19 protein-coding genes are annotated in these 20,245 nt (G+C 42.0%); 2 read left to right on the top strand and 17 right to left on the bottom strand.

From position 1 onward, the window contains the following. Positions 1 to 6: 6 nt before the first annotated feature. The 7 genes from aroB to RWP09_RS08345 all read right to left on the bottom strand — a co-directional run bounded on the left by aroB (position 7) and on the right by RWP09_RS08345 (position 6,839). Complete coding sequence (gene aroB, locus RWP09_RS08375; protein ID WP_314436528.1) at positions 7 to 1,074, bottom strand: 3-dehydroquinate synthase; 1,068 nt, start codon at positions 1,072 to 1,074, stop codon at positions 7 to 9. 18 nt (positions 1,075 to 1,092) lie between these two features. Continuing rightward, positions 1,093 to 1,947 (bottom strand): shikimate dehydrogenase, encoded by an 855-nt coding sequence (locus tag RWP09_RS08370; RefSeq protein WP_314436525.1) that lies wholly within the window; start codon positions 1,945 to 1,947, stop codon positions 1,093 to 1,095. Continuing rightward, positions 1,937 to 2,614 carry a type I 3-dehydroquinate dehydratase gene (gene aroD, locus RWP09_RS08365; RefSeq protein ID WP_314436522.1) on the bottom strand — a complete coding sequence of 226 codons (678 nt, stop codon included), beginning with the start codon at positions 2,612 to 2,614 and terminating at the stop codon, positions 1,937 to 1,939. Before aroD ends, RWP09_RS08370 begins: the two co-directional genes overlap by 11 nt. Continuing rightward, positions 2,611 to 3,774, bottom strand: coding sequence for a class I SAM-dependent rRNA methyltransferase (locus tag RWP09_RS08360; RefSeq protein WP_314436519.1), 1,164 nt, complete (start codon positions 3,772 to 3,774; stop codon positions 2,611 to 2,613). Before RWP09_RS08360 ends, aroD begins: the two co-directional genes overlap by 4 nt. A gap of 365 nt (positions 3,775 to 4,139) precedes the next feature. Then, positions 4,140 to 4,400: a hypothetical protein gene (locus RWP09_RS08355; RefSeq protein ID WP_314436516.1), complete on the bottom strand. Its 261-nt coding sequence runs from the start codon at positions 4,398 to 4,400 to the stop codon at positions 4,140 to 4,142. A gap of 71 nt (positions 4,401 to 4,471) precedes the next feature. After that, complete coding sequence (locus RWP09_RS08350; protein ID WP_314436514.1) at positions 4,472 to 6,109, bottom strand: hypothetical protein; 1,638 nt, start codon at positions 6,107 to 6,109, stop codon at positions 4,472 to 4,474. Continuing rightward, entirely contained in the window at positions 6,090 to 6,839 is a 750-nt protein-coding gene (locus RWP09_RS08345) for an ABC transporter ATP-binding protein (RefSeq protein WP_314436511.1), read from the bottom strand. Before RWP09_RS08345 ends, RWP09_RS08350 begins: the two co-directional genes overlap by 20 nt. Positions 6,840 to 7,017: 178 nt before the next feature. On the opposite strand from RWP09_RS08345, the gene RWP09_RS08340 reads away from it, so the two are divergent. Continuing rightward, positions 7,018 to 8,472, top strand: coding sequence for an alpha-amylase (locus tag RWP09_RS08340; protein WP_314436509.1), 1,455 nt, complete (start codon positions 7,018 to 7,020; stop codon positions 8,470 to 8,472). A gap of 89 nt (positions 8,473 to 8,561) precedes the next feature. On the opposite strand, the gene alaS is transcribed toward RWP09_RS08340, so the two are convergent. From alaS to budA, 10 genes are all read right to left on the bottom strand, one after another. Next, positions 8,562 to 11,180 (bottom strand): alanine--tRNA ligase, encoded by a 2,619-nt coding sequence (gene alaS, locus RWP09_RS08335; RefSeq protein ID WP_314436506.1) that lies wholly within the window; start codon positions 11,178 to 11,180, stop codon positions 8,562 to 8,564. A gap of 21 nt (positions 11,181 to 11,201) precedes the next feature. Further along, on the bottom strand, positions 11,202 to 11,687 hold the full coding sequence (locus tag RWP09_RS08330) for an LURP-one-related/scramblase family protein (protein ID WP_314436503.1): 486 nt from the start codon (positions 11,685 to 11,687) through the stop codon (positions 11,202 to 11,204). Positions 11,688 to 11,965: 278 nt separating this feature from the next. Continuing rightward, a complete protein-coding gene (locus RWP09_RS08325; RefSeq protein WP_004259830.1) occupies positions 11,966 to 12,217 on the bottom strand; it encodes a hypothetical protein in 252 nt (83 codons plus the stop codon). A gap of 152 nt (positions 12,218 to 12,369) precedes the next feature. Further along, the gene (locus RWP09_RS08320) at positions 12,370 to 13,440 is read right to left on the bottom strand and encodes an ABC transporter substrate-binding protein (RefSeq protein WP_314436498.1); all 1,071 of its coding nucleotides are present in this window, start codon (positions 13,438 to 13,440) and stop codon (positions 12,370 to 12,372) included. Next, positions 13,437 to 14,210 (bottom strand): ABC transporter permease, encoded by a 774-nt coding sequence (locus RWP09_RS08315; protein WP_314436497.1) that lies wholly within the window; start codon positions 14,208 to 14,210, stop codon positions 13,437 to 13,439. The genes RWP09_RS08320 and RWP09_RS08315 overlap by 4 nt, the downstream gene beginning before the upstream one ends. Continuing rightward, complete coding sequence (locus RWP09_RS08310; RefSeq protein WP_000753801.1) at positions 14,207 to 15,013, bottom strand: ABC transporter permease; 807 nt, start codon at positions 15,011 to 15,013, stop codon at positions 14,207 to 14,209. Before RWP09_RS08310 ends, RWP09_RS08315 begins: the two co-directional genes overlap by 4 nt. Then, complete coding sequence (locus RWP09_RS08305; RefSeq protein WP_033688498.1) at positions 14,994 to 16,151, bottom strand: ABC transporter ATP-binding protein; 1,158 nt, start codon at positions 16,149 to 16,151, stop codon at positions 14,994 to 14,996. Before RWP09_RS08305 ends, RWP09_RS08310 begins: the two co-directional genes overlap by 20 nt. A gap of 159 nt (positions 16,152 to 16,310) precedes the next feature. Beyond that, positions 16,311 to 17,216 (bottom strand): UDP-N-acetylmuramate dehydrogenase, encoded by a 906-nt coding sequence (gene murB / locus RWP09_RS08300; protein ID WP_314436487.1) that lies wholly within the window; start codon positions 17,214 to 17,216, stop codon positions 16,311 to 16,313. 110 nt (positions 17,217 to 17,326) lie between these two features. Next, a complete protein-coding gene (locus RWP09_RS08295; protein WP_314436485.1) occupies positions 17,327 to 18,079 on the bottom strand; it encodes a YhfC family glutamic-type intramembrane protease in 753 nt (250 codons plus the stop codon). Between the two features lie 9 nt (positions 18,080 to 18,088). After that, complete coding sequence (gene budA, locus RWP09_RS08290; protein WP_314436482.1) at positions 18,089 to 18,820, bottom strand: acetolactate decarboxylase; 732 nt, start codon at positions 18,818 to 18,820, stop codon at positions 18,089 to 18,091. 141 nt (positions 18,821 to 18,961) lie between these two features. Between budA and RWP09_RS08285 the strand changes: the two genes are divergently transcribed. Further along, a complete protein-coding gene (locus RWP09_RS08285; RefSeq protein ID WP_314436479.1) occupies positions 18,962 to 20,233 on the top strand; it encodes a PLP-dependent aminotransferase family protein in 1,272 nt (423 codons plus the stop codon). Positions 20,234 to 20,245 lie beyond the last annotated feature (12 nt).

Genomic DNA, 20,245 nt, shown 5'->3' with positions numbered 1-20,245 from the left:
CTCTCCTTATTTTACCAAGTAGTCTTTCATCTCTTCCAGAGAAACTGGGTGAATGGTCGCTGAACCAAGCTCTGGTACCAAGACCAATTTCAAGGTATTACCACGCGCTTTTTTGTCATGAGTCAAAGCTTGATAAAGCTTGTCAACATCCCAGTTTTCATAGTCAACAGGCAAGCCAAATTTCTGACACATAGCTGTAATGGACTGAGTTATGCCAACTGGCATGAGACCTTTTTCCTCAGCAACCTTGGAAATCTGTACCATACCCATGGCCACAGCTTCTCCATGCATGACCTTGCCATAACCAGCCGTCGCTTCAATAGCATGGCCAATAGTGTGGCCAAAATTGAGGTAAAGACGAACACCATTGTCCAACTCATCCTCAACCACCATCTTGCGCTTGACCTGGCAAGAATGTTCAATCAAGGTCTCTGCATGCTCTAAAATGCTCTCTACAGAACCATCCAGCTCCGTCAAAATTTTCCACAGTTCTGGATCCTCAATCAAGCCATACTTGATAACTTCACCCATTCCTTCAATCAACTCTCTCTTTCCGAGAGTTTCAAGGACAAGCGGATCAATCAGAACCCCATCTGGTTGGGCAAAAGTTCCTACCATATTCTTGGCAAATGGAGTGTTAACACCCGTCTTTCCACCGATAGAAGAATCCACCTGAGCTGTCAAACTAGTCGGAATCTGAACAAAATGAATACCTCGCATATAGGTAGAGGCTACAAAACCAGCCAGATCCCCAACGACACCGCCACCAAGAGCCACGAGTCCATCGCTACGAGTCAGACCTTGCTTGACTAAAAATTCATAGACTTTCTGGACAGTGGTTAAATTCTTTCTTTCTTCCCCTTCCAAAAAGTCAAATACCGCTACCTTAAAACCAGCATCTTCTAGGCTGAGCTTGACCTTCTCTGCATAAAGAGAAGCTACATGGTTGTCTGTCACAATGACCACTTTTTGCGGTTGCCAGAGTTCTCTCAACCATTGGCCAGCCTGAGCCAGACAACCTTTTTCAATATGAATATCATAAGGATGATGAGGAATATCGATTCTGATTTTCATAGGAGAGTCTCCTTTTCTTTATTGGTATTTTTCTGTTAAGGACTGCCAAATCTCTTCTGTCGGCATTTCCTTGCCTGTCCACAGTTGAAAGGCTTCTGCAGCTTGATAGAGCAACATTCCCAGACCATTGACCGCTGGATTACCCTGACTTCTGGCCCATTTTAAAAACGGCGTCTCAAAAGGTTGGTAAATGATATCTGCTACAAAAAGAGTTTTCGGTAAGACTACGTTTTCAGGAACTGGAGATGATTGACCATCCATGCCCACACTGGTGGCATTAACCAGCAACTCCGACTCAGCAATCCTTGCTTGCAGTTCCGAAACATCTTCTAAAGCATACAAGTCCACCTTAAAGTCTGTCTGCTCCTGTAACTTGTCTAGGTAAGGTCTTGTTTTTTCCATCGAAACTAAACGAACAAAGACTGAAATCTGACTGACACCATCCAAAATAGCTTGTGCCAAAATGGACTTGGCCGCACCACCTGCACCCAGCAGGGTCATCTTTTTACCTGTAATTGTAAAAGAAGGCAAGCTCTTAAAGAATCCCTTGCCATCTGTATTATATCCAATTAAAGTGCCATTATCATTGACAACCGTATTGACCGCACCGATCAAGCGCGCTTCGTCACTCAGTTCATCCAAATATGGAATCACTTGCTCCTTATAGGGCATAGAAAGGTTAATTCCAAACATCTGGTAGCGACGAATATTAGCCACTGTTTCTGCCAAATCAGCCGCTTCAATCTCCCAAGCCACATAAGCACCGTTGGTAGCTGTCATCTCAAAGGCACTATTGTGAATGAAGGGAGAGATAGAATGCTTAATAGGATTGGCAACAACTGCAGCTAAACGTGTATAGCCATCAAGCTTCATCCAAAATCTCCCTGATTTTTTTCATGTTAGCTAGGGAAATCTGACCAGGAGCACTAGCCTCATCCAGACTAGCAAAGGACCAGCTAGAACCAGTCACATCCGCAGTAATACGAGAGACCTTGCCCACCTTGCCCATAGAAATAGTCACATATTCCTGTTCAGGATTGAGGGTTTTAAAGCCTCGTGTATAGTTCATCAAATCTAAGACATCCTGCTCCGTGTGAGCCATCACCGCAACCTTGACAAGTTTTGGATTTAGGCTCGTCAACTCTGACAAGATTTCCATCATATTTTCAGGCGTTTCTTGGAAATTGTGGTAACTCAAAATGAGATTCGGGAAATCCAGCATTTCCTCAAAAACATCCTTGTAGCTGTAGTACTCAAAATCAATATAATCTGGTTGATAGAGTTGCGCCACTTCCTTGATTAGATGGATATATTCTTCTGAAGAAAGTTCGATTTCTCCCCCTTCAGCGCGAGTTCGCAGAGTGAAAACCAACTCACGACCTGCAAATTTTTCAAAAATAGCTGGAGCTACCTGCAAAATCGCTTCTTTAGGCAGATAGTCGGCACGCCATTCAATGATATCAGCATCCTGATACCTTGTGGCATCCAGAGTCTGGGCCTCCTCTAAACTTCTTGGCATTACTGAAACGATTAATTTCATTTACTAACCTTCATACTAATCACCTTGAGGTAATTACTACTTTCATCTTTTTTATTATAGGCGAAATCTGCTGGAAGACCATATTTGTTTAAAATCTGGTAACTTCTTCCTGCAAAGCCTTTATCAATTTGTTCTGTAAATTTCTGACGGGAAACATTGGCAGCATTGGTACTGGCAATGATGATTCCTCTCGGATTTAAAATCTCAAGACTCTGGGAAATCAACTTGTGATAATCCTTAGTCACAGAGAAAGTTTGTTTTTTGTTCCGAGCAAAGCTAGGCGGATCTAGGACAATCACATCGTAGGTCAAGCCTTTTCGTTTGGCATACTTGAAATACTCAAAGACATCTATGACTATAAAACGATGGTCATCTGTGCTGAGCCCATTTACCTGAAAATGCGCTTGAGACAATTCTCGTGAACGTTTGGCTAGGTCAACAGAAGTTGTCTGGCTAGCTCCTCCCATAGCTGCAGCTACTGAGAAGGCTGCTGTATAGGAAAACATATTGAGCAAGGATTTGCCCATAGCCAAGCCGTCAACCAGACTACCACGAACCTCATGCTGGTCTAAGAAAATCCCTGTCATCAAGCCATCGTTCATAAAGACTTGATACAGAACACCATTTTCCAAAACAGTGAAAAAGTCAGGTGCTTCTTGACCATAAACATGGGCAGATTCATAGTCCAAACCCTTAAAGCGGATCTTCTCATAAGCCCCTAAAACCTCAGGAAAAACCTGTCTAAAGGCTTCTGAGATGGTCTGACGAATCTGATAAACATAAGAGTTATACCAAGAAAAGACGGCATAATCGCCATACAGGTCCACTGTCAGACCGCCAAAGCCATCTCCCTCTTGGTTGAAAAGACGAAAGGCAGTTGTCAATTCGTCTTGATAGTAGGCGCTTCTCTTTTCTTTAGCTTGTCTAAACAGCGTTTCAAAGAAAGCTTGATTGAAGGCTACCTTGTTTTTACTAACAAACCAGCCAAAGCCCTTGTTTTGCTGAGATAGGTAGGCAGTCCCAAGAAAGGTTCCTTCCTGACTCTGCACTTCTACTTCCTGATCCTTGAGATTGACATTCTCAAGATCACTGGCTTCTAGTAAAACCAGACCTTTGGCAAGCTTTTTTTCAACCCTTTTGCTGACTCTTATTCTATTCATAACTACCATTATATCAAATTTTTAGACAATTCTCAAAAAAGAAACAACCCTTGCTTTTTTACTCTCGTTTTAAAAAAGGTATACTAATACTAATAAAAACTTAGAAGTAATTGTATGAGAATCAAAACAAAAAATGCTCTTCCGTCTTGGAGGAGCATTTCTTTTTATCAACGAAAATCAAAGAGCAAACTAAGAAACTAGCCGCAGGTTAACTGTGAGATTGTAGGTAGAGAGGCTGTACCTGCAATATATGTCTGTCAAGTTTAGTGACGTAGATAGTATAATAAAGATGAGAAGGCATAGAGAGAAGATAAATCAGCTTCAGCAGGTATCTGGAAAATTTGATTTTATAGAAAAGCCTTTTGTTACAAACTCAATATACTATCAATAAATAATATTATAGAAGCAACAATAATTAAAATTTCACCTATCTGCATAATTCTATTTCGAACTCTAAATATATATTCTATCAAAAATACTTGGATCACACACATTATAGGAATTAACGTTTTTGAAATTGAAAAATATCCAAATAAATAAACTATAAACAAGAAAAATAGAACTATGTTGTATTTCTTATTCAAAACATTCCTCCCTATATTTTTTTGATTACCAATCTTAATCATTTACAACTACATTCTAACAAACTATAAAAGCATTTGTCGAATTGAATTTATCAAGCAAGCGACCAACTAGCTCATCTTTTTTCTATTTCTGCCAATATGCGTGATAGATAATAATGATAGCCAAAAATAGCAAGACCAAGCAGAAGGATCAGAGCTCCTACTCCCAAGCTGATGGCAAGGATAGGGGAGAGAGACCGAACCAAGAATAAGCTCCCTATTACAAGGGCCATTAAGATAACACTATAAATTAAGAGTAAAACTATTGCTACTATACGATTTGAACGGTTCACCAGGTCCGTAATGTTACTCCAATTGGTTGACAAATTTTTCACGTCCTTAAGGTAATGGTGGCAAGAAAGGATGACACTTGCAAAGATCCAGGCCACAAGGAGGTAGATCATCGAAAGGATGGGCAAGCCTAGATATAGAGAAAGGCCAAGTAAAGTCAGAACTGGTAAAAAGGACTGGACAGCAAATATAATCCAAAACTTCACTTTCACATAACGAGCAAAGTCAAAGGGTAAACTCTTCAGAAAATCAACATTTTCTCTCTCCAAGGACAAGGCAATTGAATGCAGACTGGTGATATTGTTATTGACAAGAGCTATAAAGAGAGCTATAAAAAACAAGGGTAACCAGTATGGAGGATGAATGTCTGGAACTATCTGAGAATCTCGGATTTTGGAAATCAGACCAATCATCATGAGATAAGGAAGGAAAGCACTTGTAAAAAGCACTGTAACCACGCCAGTTCCCTGTCCCAAGAGGGTGAGGTGGTAGCGTAAAACCATACGGAAAAAGCCCTTTTTATTAGTAGTTGAAATTCTCTCCTTATTGCGACGTTCTTTTTTGACCTTCTCCTCACTATTAAGCAGGATAACGTCATAAAAACGAGGAAGGACCTTCTTTTTGGTCAGGTAAAGCAAGAAAACAGTTAAAGCTATCCAAGCGAGCAGACCCAGTATGGCTTCTGTCGAAAAAGGCTCCACTGCTATTTTGTAAAAGATATGAAGAGGATAAAGGAGAAATGGAATGTCTCTAACTTTGTCAACAATACTTCCAAAAGTCGACTGTAGAAAGAGGACAAATATTAAAGGTATGAGAACCCCTATCCCAATCATCACATTGGCAAAAATAGACTGATACTTTCTGAAGACCGTAGTCTGAGCCAAGAAATGTACTGCCACTACCATCACTAAAGTAACAGAGACAAATAATAAGGCCAAGGACAGCAGCATCAAAGGCAAACCCAGCCATAGAGAAGGAGCTAGCCTAATATAGAGGACTAGAAAATAAGCTAGGATTGGTACAATTCCAGCTAGAGCTGGCAAGAGAACAGACAGTCCTTTAGCAATTATAATCTCTGATTCTTTAAAGGCATAAGGCCTATACGATACCAAGTCCTTACTCTCATAAAAGACATTGTAAAATGCAGTGAAAGAAGTTGAAAAGGCAAGCACCAGTAAAATAGCAACCATGGTACTAAAAAAACTTGGCCTTTCCTCAAAAGGAAAACGAAAGGCTATATTTATAAACATGAAAAGCATCAAGAGACTGGAAAAAATGTAAGAACTTAGGACTCTAGCGGAAACATTTACTTTTTTCCCAGGATTCTTAGCTTGCTTCTTTCGTAGATTAGCCAGATTAGCTTCTTGAGATGAATAGAGGATATTGATATCAACTAATTTTTTAATGACCTTGAGACGCATCTGAAACCTCCTCTTTTCTACCAGCAAGGCTAAGGTAGATACTTTCCAAAGACTGGTCTGGGTGGTCTTTTCTCAAGTCCTCTACCTTACCACAATAAATCAAATGCCCCTTTTTCAAAATGGCAATCCGATCACAGACTTGCTCTGCCACCTCTAGGACATGGGTTGAAAACAAGACCGTCTTACCTTTTTGTGCATGTTCCTTCATCATTTGCTTCAAATCAAAGGCAGCCTGGGGATCCAAACCAGTCAAGGGTTCGTCCAAGACCCAAATATCGGGATCGGACAAGAGTGCTCCGATGACAAAGACTTTCTGACGCATTCCGTGAGAAAGGGTTTCAATAACTTGATAGCGGTTTTCAGCAAAATCAAAAACAGTCAATAGCCTAGCTAGACTAGCCTCCAAGTCAGAGCTAGTCAGATCATAGGATGAGGCGATCAATTCCCAAAATTCATTGGCCGTTAAGCGTAAAAATAAGTCAGGAGAGTCTGCTACGTAGCCAATCTTTCGTTTGATAGCCAAGCGATTTTCTGATAAATCCTGACCGTCTACCAAAATACGACCACTGCTGGGTGAAATGATACTGACTAGGGATTTTATAGTGGTCGATTTTCCAGCACCATTATGACCAATCAAACCCATAATCTCCCCATTTTCAATCTGCAAATTGAGATTGCTCAAAGCCTCTTTATCACCATACAACTTACTAACATTTTGAAATTCAATCATGGGATGACTCCTATCTTTATCTATATTACATACCATTATACTAGCACTTTGATACAAAAAAATCAACACTTTATTTTAAGTAGTTAAAATAGATTTCTTCTATCTTACGCAAACGTTTGAGCTAACCAATACTTTATGATAGAATAAAGAACAAGATTGACAAGTAAGAGGAAACATCATGAAAAATCAAACACTTATGCAATACTTTGAATGGTATCTGCCCCACGACGGTCAGCACTGGACGCGTCTGGCTGAAGATGCTCAACACCTAGCTGATCTGGGAATCAGCCACGTCTGGATGCCACCAGCTTTTAAGGCGACCAATGAAAAAGATGTAGGTTATGGGGTCTATGACTTATTTGACTTAGGAGAGTTCAGCCAAAAAGGGACTGTCCGCACCAAGTATGGTTTCAAAGAAGACTATCTTCAAGCCATTCAAGCCCTTAAAGCGCAGGGAATTCAACCTATGGCCGATGTAGTTCTCAACCACAAGGCTGCTGCCGATCACAGGGAAGCCTTTCAGGTTATCGAAGTTAATCCAGTAGACCGTACAGTTGAACTTGGAGAACCCTTCACCATCAATGGCTGGACTAACTTTACCTTCGATGGACGCCAAGATACCTACAATGACTTCCACTGGCACTGGTACCACTTCACAGGTACAGACTACGATGCCAAACGCCGTAAGTCTGGGATTTATCTCATCCAAGGGGACAACAAGGGATGGGCTAACGAGGAATTGGTCGATAATGAAAACGGTAACTATGACTACCTCATGTATGCCGACCTAGACTTTAAACATCCTGAAGTCATCCAAAATATCTATGACTGGGCTGACTGGTTCATGGAAACTACTGGTGTAGCTGGTTTCCGCTTGGATGCCGTTAAACACATTGACTCTTTCTTCATGCGCAATTTTATCCGTGATATGAAGGAAAAATACGGTGAGGATTTCTATGTTTTTGGTGAATTCTGGAATCCTGACAAGGAAGCCAATCTAGACTACCTTGAAAAAACAGAAGAACGCTTTGACCTTGTCGATGTTCGTCTCCACCAGAATCTCTTTGAAGCCAGTCAAGCTGGCGTAAACTACGACCTTCGTGGCATTTTCACAGATAGCTTGGTTGAACTCAAACCTGACAAGGCGGTGACTTTTGTCGACAACCATGATACCCAACGAGGACAAGCCCTTGAATCGACTGTTGAAGAATGGTTCAAACCAGCAGCCTATGCCCTCATTCTATTACGCCAAGATGGACTTCCATGTGTCTTTTACGGAGACTACTATGGGATTTCAGGAAAATACGCCCAAGAAGATTTCAAAGAAGTTCTTGACCGCCTCCTAGCCATCCGAAAAGATTTGGCCTATGGAGAGCAAACAGACTACTTTGATGACGCTAATTGTATCGCTTGGGTACGTTCAGGTGCTGAAAATCAATCCCCAATCGCAGTCTTGATTTCAAATGACCAAGAAAACAGTAAGTCAATGTTTGTCGGCCAAGAATGGGCTAACCAAACCTTTGTAGATTTACTTGAAAATCACCAAGATCAAGTTACAATTGATGAGGAAGGTTATGGACAATTCCCAGTCTCAGCTGCTTCGGTAAGTGTCTGGGCAGCCAATACTATTTAATAGTTCATAATATTCAAGCCAGGTCCAATCGGATTTGGCTTTTTTGCATTTACAAAAAGACCTACCCAAATGGATAGATCTTTATTTTCTTACAATTTACCTGCTACTGCATCCAACAATTCTTGGATCTTAGTTTGGTTGCTTCCTCCTGCCATGGCCATGTCTGGTTTACCACCACCACGTCCATCGACGATTGGTGCCAATTCTTTGACAAGGTTTCCTGCATGAAGGTCTTTTGTCTTGCTTGCTACAAGGACATTGACTTTGTCACCGATAGCGGCAACTAGGACAAGAAGATCAGAGTAGTCTTTTTGTTTCCAATTATCTGCAAAGGTACGAAGGGCACCAGCATCAGATACAGACACTTGGCTAGCAATGTAACGGTGACCATTGACTTCCTTAACATCCTTGAAGATGTCGCCTGCGGCTGCAGCTGCGGCTTTTTCTTTCAACTCAGCATTTTCTTTTTGCAATTGACGAAGTTGTTCTTGAAGTCCTTCTACCTTGTGAGGTACTTCTTTAAGTTGAGGTGCTTTCAAGGTTGCTGCGACTGCTTTAAGAGCGTCTTCTTGTTCACGGTAGGCTTCAAAGGCTTCCTTACCAGTCACCGCCAATATACGGCGAGTTCCTGATCCGATACCTTCTTCTTTGACAATCTTGAAGAGACCAATTTCAGAAGTGTTGCCAACGTGGGTACCACCACAAAGCTCTATAGAGTAGTTACCGATAGTAACAACACGGACTTCTTTACCGTATTTCTCACCAAAGAGGGCCATCGCTCCCATTTCTTTGGCAGTGTCAATATCCGTTTCAACTGTCTTAACTTCAAGAGCTTCCCAGATTTTCTCGTTAACTTGCTGTTCAATGGCACGCAATTCTTCAGCAGTCACAGCTTGGAAATGCGTAAAGTCAAAGCGAAGAAATTCTACTTCATTAAGTGAACCTGCTTGTGTCGCATGGTTTCCAAGGATATTGTGAAGGGCAGCGTGAAGCAAGTGAGTCGCAGTGTGGTTTTTCATGACACGGTGACGGCGATTGCTATCAATTGCCAAGGTATATTCTTGGTTCAAGGCAAGCGGTGCAAGTACTTCAACTGTATGAAGAGCTTGTCCGTTTGGAGCTTTTTGAACATTGGTCACAGTAGCCACAATCTTACCTGACTCATTCAAGATTTGTCCGTGGTCAGCTACTTGTCCACCCATTTCAGCGTAAAATGGCGTTTCCGCAAAGATAAGAGAGGCAGTTCCTTCTGATACAGCTTCTACTTCTGCATTGTCAGCCACGATTGCTACCAATTTAGAAGACAATTGATATGCTTCATAGTTAAAGCGACTTTCCACTGTGATATTTTGAAGGGTTTCATTTTGCATACCCATAGATCCGCCTTTGACAGCTGAAGCACGCGCGCGTTCTTGCTGTTCTTTCATGGCTGCTTCAAAGCCTTCACGATCCACAGTCATACCAGCTTCTTCAGCGATTTCTTCAGTCAATTCAACTGGGAATCCATAAGTGTCATAGAGTTTGAATACATCTGAACCAGCAATGACAGATTGACCTTTTTCTTTCAAGTCTGCTACAATGCCTTGGGCAAAGTGTTGACCTGAGTGAAGAGTACGTGCAAATGATTCTTCTTCGCTCTTAACGATTTTTTCGATAAAGTCACGTTTTTCAAGCACTTCTGGGTAGTAGCTTTCCATGATTTTTCCAACGGTTGGAACGAGTTTGTAAAGGAAAGGCTCGTTGATGCCCAATTTTTGACCATGCATAGAGGCACGACGAAGAAGACGACGAAGGACATAACCACGACCTTCATTTCCTGGAAGAGCACCATCCCCAATCGCAAATGAAAGAGAACGGATATGGTCAGCGATGACCTTGAAGCTCATGTTGTCGCCATCTTGGTCATAAACCTTAGCAGACAATTTCTCCACTTCACGAATGATTGGCATGAAGAGGTCAGTTTCAAAGTTAGTCTTAGCCCCTTGGATAACCGCTACCAAACGCTCCAAACCAGCGCCCGTATCAATGTTCTTGTGTGGTAATTCCTTGTATTCGCTACGAGGAACAGCAGGGTCTGCGTTAAATTGTGACAAAACGATGTTCCAGATTTCGATATAACGGTCGTTTTCAATATCTTCTGCAAGTAAACGAATACCGATATTTTCTGGGTCAAAAGCTTCTCCACGGTCAAAGAAAATCTCTGTATCTGGTCCAGAAGGTCCCGCACCGATTTCCCAGAAGTTATCCTCGATTGGAATCAAATGACTTGGATCCACTCCCACTTCAATCCAGCGGTTGTATGAATCTTTATCAGCTGGATAGTAGGTCATATAAAGTTTTTCAGCTGGGAAGTCAAACCACTCAGGGCTTGTCAAAAGCTCATAAGCCCAAGTGATAGCTTCATCACGGAAGTAATCCCCGATAGAGAAGTTCCCCAACATTTCAAACATGGTATGGTGACGTGCAGTCTTCCCTACGTTCTCGATGTCGTTGGTACGGATAGCCTTTTGGGCATTGGTAATACGTGGATTTTCAGGGATAATGGTCCCGTCAAAGTATTTCTTAAGGGTTGCTACCCCAGAGTTGATCCACAAAAGAGTTGGGTCATTTACAGGAACCAAGCTCACTGATGGTTCTACTGAGTGACCTTTGGTCGCCCAGAAATCAAGCCACATTTGGCGTACTTGTGCACTAGATAGTTGTTTCATATTGTCTCCTTATTTACTTGTTTAATGTGATTGGCTTTCCAGCATTTCCACATAGTCAATCGCGACACAGAGGGAAATGACTAGGTCTGCATAAGCGTCCTCAAGAACCGTTACAGTGTAGGTAGAGGTCAGATGGAAGAGTTCCTTCTTAATTTCCGCAATCAGCTGATCGCGATCATCCAGCAATTTGAAATCCAAATCCCAGATATTGCCCTCGATACGAAGACCTAGATTATCAAACTCATACTTATCTCGCCAGAAGGTCAACTTCTTACGAATGACAAAACTCGAGCCATCCCGAAGCTGAATCTCAAAACGAGGAAGCAAGGTCAAGATTTCTTTACTAATCTGACTGACCTGTTCACCAGTCGCATCATATATGGTAAAGGTTTTAGGAATTTGGAAAAATGATCCCTCCACCTGATAGGCGATTTCTCCCCTGTCATCCTTGATAGCGAAGCGTTCGCCTCCAAGACGAAACTTTTGTTTGACAAGAAATGTTTTCATCAACACCTCCAAAAAATCAAAAGACAAGCTCATATCACGAAGGGCGAAAAACCGCGGTACCACCTTCATTCAATGAACTTGTCATTCTCTTATTCTTATTATGCAATTGTTAAATTGAGTAGCATGACTTTCTAGCTTAGATGGCTCGCAGCACCGCCATTTCTCTGGACTAAGACAACTGAAAATCAATTCTCAACTTTCTTATTATAACGTTTTTTTAAGCTTGCGTCAACTGAAAATCATCTCCGTCAAATCAAACCAATTCCCTACATCTCAGATTACTTTTTCAGAATATATTTTTTCTTACTGCTATCACTCTTTTTATCCCAACTTTTATCCCAAAGTTTTGAATTGTTAAAGATAGCTACGAAAATATTTGCAAATATAAAGAACCCTATCACCAAATGTATGGAATCAGTTGTTAGGTATTGTCGATCCAAACCATCCTTTAAATGGAATAGTATAATTGTTTCGTCAACAATCAAAAAGGTTGGCCAATAAAATTTTTTGAAAAAAGTAGATATTTTCATTATTTGTTACCGCTTTCTGTAAGGTTAAACTTAGTATACTACTGGGAAAGAAAATAAGCAACTATCATAGAAAAAGATACCGTTACGAAAATTGCCTTTTATTTTTTAAAAAACGAACCAGCTTGACTGATTCGTTTCTTACGTTTAGCCTCCTACTTCCGATACATTTTAAACTGTAGGAAGAGGTCGCTATATTTGCCTGTCCATTTATGGTCAAATTTCTCATAAACTTCTAGGTGTTTCATGGTTTCAGCATCAGGATAGAAGGCCTTGTCTTCTTTTTTCTCCTCTGGGAGCATTTCCTTAGCTGGTAGGTTTGGTGTTGAATAACCGACATACTCAGCATTTTTAAGAGCATTTTCAGGTTTCAACATAAAATTGATAAAGGCATAGGCTGCATCTTGGTTTTTGACTGTTTTGGGAATGACCATATTGTCAAACCAAAGGTTGCTGGCCTCAGTCGGTACCACATAGCGTAGATTTTCATTTTTTTCTAGCATTTGGCTGGCTTCACCAGAGAAGGTCACACCGATAGCAGCATTGTTCTGGATCATGTAGCCCTTCATCTCGTCCGCCACAATAGCTTTGATATTTGGAGTCAGTTTGTAGAGCTTGTCCACTGTCTCTTCCAACTGCTGGCTATCCTTGGAGTTGAGGCTGTAGCCGAGGGAATTGAGTCCCAGTCCTAGCACCTCACGCGCCCCATCAAAGAGCATGATAGAGTTCTTATACTCTGGTTTCCAGAGGTCATCCCAATGCTCAGGCGCTTCATCTACCATAGTTTCATTGTAGACAATTCCCAAGGTTCCCCAGAAATAAGGAATGGAGAATTTATTGCCTGGGTCAAAGGACTGGTTGAGGAACTCTGGTCCGATATTTTCAAGACCTTCAAGTTTTGAATAGTCAAGCGGTATCAAGAGATCTTCGTCCTTCATCTTATTGATCATGTATTCACTAGGAATGGCAATATCGTAGGTCGTTCCGCCCTGCTTGATCTTGGTATACATGGCTTCGTTGGAGTCAAAGGTCTCATACTGGACTTGGATGCCTGTTTCTTCTGTGAATTGCTCCAAGAGTTCTGGATCAATATAGTCTCCCCAGTTGTAGATAACCAGTTTTTGACTATCTCGGCTATTGATTTTACTATCTAAATGAGTCGCAATTCCCCACAAGACCAGGATAATCGCAGCAATTCCTGCTAAAAATGAATAGAGTTTTTTCATGCTTGCTCCTCCTTCTCACGTGAGATAAAGTAATATCCAACCACTAGGATAATACTAAAGAGAAAGACAAGGGCAGACAGGGCATTGATTTCTAGCGAAATCCCCTTGCGAGCACGAGAGTAAATCTCGACTGACAGAGTTGAAAAGCCATTTCCCGTCACGAAGAAGGTCACGGCAAAGTCATCCAGCGAATAGGTGAAGGCCATGAAATAACCTGCAATGATAGACGGAGTCAGGTAAGGAAGCATGATTTCCTTGAACATCTGAAATTGACTGGCACCAAGGTCATAGGCCGCATGAATCATGTCTCCGTTCATTTCCTTGAGTCGAGGCAAGACCATCAAGACCACGATAGGAATCGAGAAGGCCACGTGACTAGATAGAACCGTCAAAAAGCCAAGTGAAAACTTGAGTTGAGTAAAGAGAATCAAGAAGCTGGCACCAATCATAACATCAGGCGCAACCATGAGGATATTATTGAGTGATAGAAAGGCTTCTTGGTATTTCTTACGAGACTGGTAAATGTAAATAGCTCCAAAAGTCCCGATAATGGTCGCTATCAAGGCTGATAGGAAGGCCAAGAAAAAGGTCTGAGTCACAATCAACATGAGACGACTATCGCCAAACATGGTTTTAAAATGACTCAAGCTAAAGCCTGTAAAGCTATTCATGTCGTTACCTGCATTAAAGGCGTAGCCAATTAAGTAAAAAATCGGCAGGTAGAGGACAAGAAAGACCAGTCCCAGATAAAGGTTGACAAATTTTTTCATCGTTCTCTCCTTTCCTTGGTCACCCACATGGTTATGAACATGGTCAGAATGAGAATCACACCGATGGTTGAACCCATACCATAGTTGTCATTTGTCAGGAAGTTCTGCTCAATGGCTGTCCCCAGTGTAATAACGCGGTTCCCACCAATCAAACGGGTCAGCATGAAGAGACTCAAGCTAGGAATAAAGACAGACTGAACTCCACTTCTCACACCGTTCATAGACAGTGGGAAGATGACATGTCGGAAGGTTTCCCACTTGGTCGCACCTAGGTCATAGCTGGCATTGATGAGATTGTTATCCATATCGTCTAAGACATTGAAAATGGGCAAAATCATAAAGGGAAGCTCGATGTAGCTTGCGACAAAAATAAAGGAGAAATCGGTAAAGAGCAACTGTTGAGAACCAATTCCGATGAATTCCAAAAATTGGTTAATAGAGCCATTCTGACCAAAAATCCCGATAAAGGCATAGGCCTTGAGGAGCAAATTGATCCAAGTTGGCAGGATAATCAGCATGAGCCAGAGTTGACGATGCTTGAGACGGGTCAAAAAGAGGGCTGTTGGATAGCTGATAAGCAGGGTCACAAAGGTCACAATTCCTGCATAGAGTACAGAGTTGAAACTCATTTTTAGGTAGGTCAAGTTTTGTGACGCAAAGTAAGATTTATAGTTTTCTAAACTAAACTGGCCTTCGATATTGAAAAAGGATTGTCCGAAAATCAAGACCAAGGGTGCCAATACAAATAGGGCAATCCAAAGCATGTAGGGCACTACAAAGAGTTTAGAGCTTGTTTTCTTCATCTCTTTCCTCCTCGATTGCATTGATCAGACCTGCTTCTTGCTCTTCGATTTCTACGTATTCTTCGATACGAGCATCGAACTCTTCTTCGGTTTCGTTGAGGCGCATGATGTGGATGTCTTCTGGTTCAAAGTCCAGACCGATTTCCTCACCAACGATGGCCTTACGAGTCGAGTGAATCATCCATTCATTTCCAAGTTCATCGTAAGCGATAATCTCATAGTGAACCCCACGGAAGAGCTGGGTATCAACCTTAACTTGGAGCTTGCCTTCTTCAGGCAGGGTAATACGCAAGTCCTCTGGACGAATAACGATTTCAACAGGCTCATTTGGCTTCATCCCCCCATCGACTGCTTCGAAGCGTTTGCCGTTAAACTCAACCAAGTAGTCCTCAATCATGGTACCTGGCAAGATATTTGACTCACCGATAAAGGTGGCAACAAAGTGGTTGATCGGCTCATCGTAGATGTCCACAGGAGTTCCAGACTGGACAATCTCACCATCATTCATAACGAAAATCCAGTCACTCATGGCAAGTGCTTCTTCCTGATCGTGAGTGACAAAAACAAAGGTAATGCCCAATCGTTGTTGCAGTTCACGCAGTTCGTACTGCATGTCTGTTCTTAATTTTAAGTCCAGCGCTGACAGAGGCTCGTCCAACAAAACCACACGGGGTTGGTTGATGATAGCACGGGCAATAGCCACACGCTGACGTTGTCCTCCAGAGAGTTTACGGATAGAACGTTTTTCGTAACCTTCCAACTGAACCATCTTGAGAACTTCCGCTACGCGTTTCTCGATTTCTTTCTTGTCAATCTTGCGCAAGCGAAGCGGAAAGGCAACATTTTCAAACACATTCATATGTGGAAACAAGGCATAGGATTGGAAGACCGTATGGACGTCTCGCTTGTTGGTTGGGATGTCATTGATACGAACACCGTCCAGCAAAATATCTCCTGTCGTCGCATCCAGCAAACCTGCAATGATGTTAAGGATGGTTGATTTCCCTGAACCAGATGCGCCTAGAAGGGTGTAGAATTTCCCTTCTTCCAACTCAAAGTTGATGTCTTTGAGAACCTTGGTGTTGCTGTCTTCAAAAACTTTAGAGACGTTTTTGAATTCAATAATTGGTTTTTTCAATTGTCATTTATTCCTTCTTTTTCATAGATTAACAGATCAGGGCTCTGTCAGGCCGCTACTACCTCGTGTAGGAGATTGAACTGCCTACATACTTCTGCACTAACGATAGGCTTTCACCCCCTTTCCATGACATAGCAGCAGCTTTTCAACTAAAGTGTCCTACTTGCTTTCACCTAAAATACGGACCTCTCTCTCAAGAGTAACGCCAGAGTGTTCCTTGACTTTTTCAATCACAGACTCAATCAAGTCTTCGTAGTCTTTAGCCGTTCCGTCAGCAACATTAATCATAAAACCTGCGTGTTTTTCTGAGACTGCTACTCCACCAATACGATAGCCTTTCAAGCCAGCTTCTGAAATTAATTGACCTGCAAAATGTCCTACTGGACGCTTAAAGACCGAACCACAAGATGGATATTCTAAAGGTTGCTTGAGTTCACGGAGATGCGTCAAGCGATCCATTTCTTGCTTGATAACCTGATGGCTTCCTGGAGCAAGGGAAAATTTAGCTGACAAGACAACTGCACCAGACTCCTGAATGGCTGAATGGCGGTAACCAAAAGCCAAATCTTTGGCAGACAGGGTCTCGATTTCTCCATCTTTGGTCAAGACCTTACAAGACTGCAAGATATGGGCAATCTCGCCACCATAGGCACCCGCATTCATAAAGACAGCGCCACCAACGCTCCCTGGAATGCCACAAGCAAACTCAAAGCCAGTCAAACTATGACGAAGGGCAATGCGAGTTGTTTCAATCAGGTTAGCACCAGCTTCAGCTTCGATGGTATAGCCATCAACGGAAACATTATTGAGCTTGTCACACAAGATGACAAATCCACGAATCCCACCATCACGAACGATAATGTTGCTGGCATTCCCAAGAACCATCCAAGGGATATCTTCTTGATTGGCAAATTTGACAACGCGAGCCAACTCAAAATGATTTCGTGGAAAGACCAGATAATCAGCCTCTCCACCTACTTTTGTATAACTATAGCTCTGCAAGGGTTCTTTAAAACGGATATCAATCCCTTCTAAAATTTCAAGTATTTTTTCTTTTACTGACATGACACTCTTCCTTTTACAAAATTCATTCCATTATACCATTTTTAAGACCATTTGACGACCCTAAAAAAATCTTGGGCTTATTTTAAACAAAAAAGAGGTTTCCCCTCTTTTTATGATTTTTTGCAAAAGATAGCCCTTGTTCCATAGGCAACCAGAACAAGTTCAAGTGCTAGGACAACTTCAACCAAGACAGGATTTGTCAACCAACCTACTTGTGCAAGAGATGGTGCTAGGTCAAAGAAGGCATGTAGGCCATAGGCTGCTAGGAGATAAATCCATTTCTTCTGGCGAACAGCTTGGTAAACCCAAACAGTCAAGAGTAATTGGAAACCTAGCGCCAAGATTCTCTCAAAACCAAGCAAATAAATCTGCCAGACTGATAGCGACTGAATAGTTTTCAACATATTTTCAGACAGCAATTGCATAACCTGTGGATTTTGCGTTTGAACTGCTGATAGAACAATGTAGAGATTAATCAAACTAGTAAGACCTAGGAAAATCAACTCCAAGCCACCATGCCCCAATCCATAAGCCAAGGCATCTGCCTTTTCCAAACTTCTCTTTTTCTCCAACCATTTGAAAAAAATTAGGCGAGCTGTTTCCTCAAAAAAGGCTGCCATGGCTAGGCCATAGATGATATAGACAAGCGGATGGTCTCGCAAGAGGGCAATACTACCGTCTTTTTGAGGATGCAAAACCAAGATATGCACCAGTTTTTCCAAAATCTGTGAAGAGACAAAGAAAGCTACAGCACCCCAGCCCAAGACAGCTAGATTGATCTGATATTTCTTTTTGGCATACCAAATGCTTCCTATCAAAAAAGCCAGCAACAGCACCATGGTAATGATAATATGAACGGTCATTTTCGTCTCCTATTCTGCCTTTTCAATATCTTTTCTCATCTCGTCAACATTGAACTTAGCAAACAAGTATTGACGGTCTTGGACTGGGAAACGTTGGTCCAACTGGTCAACGGCTCCCACCTCGATAATCCCTTCCTTGATGACAAAGTCCATGACATGCCCACCGAAGGTCAAATCATCTGAGATGAAGTGGAGATGATAGCCTGCCACACTGACTCCATGGAAAATCTCTGGCGTCCAGAAACCAACGATGGTTCCCGCCACATTGTCACGACTATATTCCGGTTGATGGGTTGCGACGTCAGCAAACTTGGTATCTGGTGTTGACTTAGGAATCATGCGCACATGCATATGTGAAAATTCTCCACGAATCTTGATAGAGCGGAAAAGATTTTCCCCATCATAATAAGACTCGATTCGTTCTTCCAATTCCTTGTCTGTCATCTCAAAGCGTTGGCGGAAAATGACCTCTGCCTGATGTGGTACCACTGCTGCGTAAGGAATAAGGGCATCTGGCGACACTTCCACAATTTCTGGTTGCTCTCCTGATCCTTTGGCTTGATAAGCCTTGCCATCCAAGACAATCAATTCTCCATCAATGGAATCCAAGGTCCCCAAACCAAGATCACCATGCTTAAGTAATTCTCCCACAGTCATAGTACCACCATAAAGGCCAGCCATCAAGGCTCCAAGGGTATTGTATTGAAATAATTTCACTGGTTCCTGCACGTTCTTATCCATTCTCTTTCTTGTCTGTTATTCTATAAATCTTACTCCTAAGTATACCACATTTACCCCTAGATGTGAACGAGAGAAATACCCTAGACATTGCCAAGAAGGAAAAAAAAGGGTACAATGTAACAAAATCAAGGGAGGTCTGGAATGAAGAAACTAAGCAAGTACCAAGAGGTTGTTTCCTATCTGAAAAACGGTATCGAGTCTGGACGTTTTCCAACGGGAAGTCGCCTGCCTTCTATCCGTCAACTGAGTCTTGACTTTCACTGTAGCAAGGACACTATTCAACGCGCCCTACTGGAATTACGGCACGAACAATACCTCTATTCCAAGCCCCAGAGTGGCTACTATGTCCTAGAACAAGGGCAACACCAGGACCTAGAAATTGAGGTTACCGACGAACATGCCAGCGCCTATGACGATTTCCGACTCTGTGTCAATGAAACCTTGATTGGCCGAGAAAACTACCTCTTCAACTACTATGACAACCAAGAAGGATTAGAAGACTTAAGGCAATCCATTCATAAACTCCTCTTTGACCAAGCTCTCTACTGCAAGACTGATCAACTGGTACTGACTTCTGGAACCCAACAAGCCCTTTTTATCCTTTCTCAAATATCCTTTCCTAGCCAAGCCAAGGAAATCTTGGTGGAACAGCCGACCTACCATCGGATGAATCGCCTCTTGATTGCTCAGGGATTGGACTATCAAACGATTGAACGAGGCATTGATGGGATTGACTTGGAGGAGCTGGAAGGCCATTTCAAGACAGGAAAAATTAAGTTTTTCTACACCATTCCTCGTTTTCACTATCCTCTGGGGCATTCCTACTCAGAGCAGGACAAACGGGCTATTCTTGACTTAGCTGCCAAGTATGGTGTCTATATCGTAGAAGACGACTATCTGGGTGATTTGGACTCTAAAAAGGGCCAGACCTTCCACTATCTGGATACAGAGGAGCGCGTCATTTATATCAAGTCCTTCTCAACCAGCCTCTTTCCAGCCCTGCGGATTACGGCACTCATTCTGCCAAATGCTATCAAAGAAGCATTTGTGGCCTACAAAAATATCCTAGACTACGACAGCAACCTTATCATGCAAAAGGCCCTGTCACTCTATATTGATAGTCAACTGTTTGAGAAAAACCGGCTAGCTCGCTTATCCAATCAGGAAGACTACCAAAAACAAATCGAGAAAAGCTTAACTAAAACTCCTTGTCCCCTCCCTCACTTTCCCCTACACGATAGTTTATTACTAGACCTCAGACAGTATCCTAAAATTGCCAGTCTCAAGCACAGCCAACTGGGCTTGGACTTCTTTGAAGAGGCTTACTTAGGTGCCTGCCCTTATCAATTTGCCAAGGTAGCCTTAGAAAATCTGGAAAAGGTTTTAAACTATTTAAAAGCAGAATTGGAATAACTTCCAACTCTG

Origin of the sequence: uncultured Streptococcus sp. (assembly GCF_963521255.1) — a bacterium.
GTDB lineage: Bacteria > Bacillota > Bacilli > Lactobacillales > Streptococcaceae > Streptococcus.
This window is presented reverse-complemented; position numbering and strand designations above follow the sequence as displayed.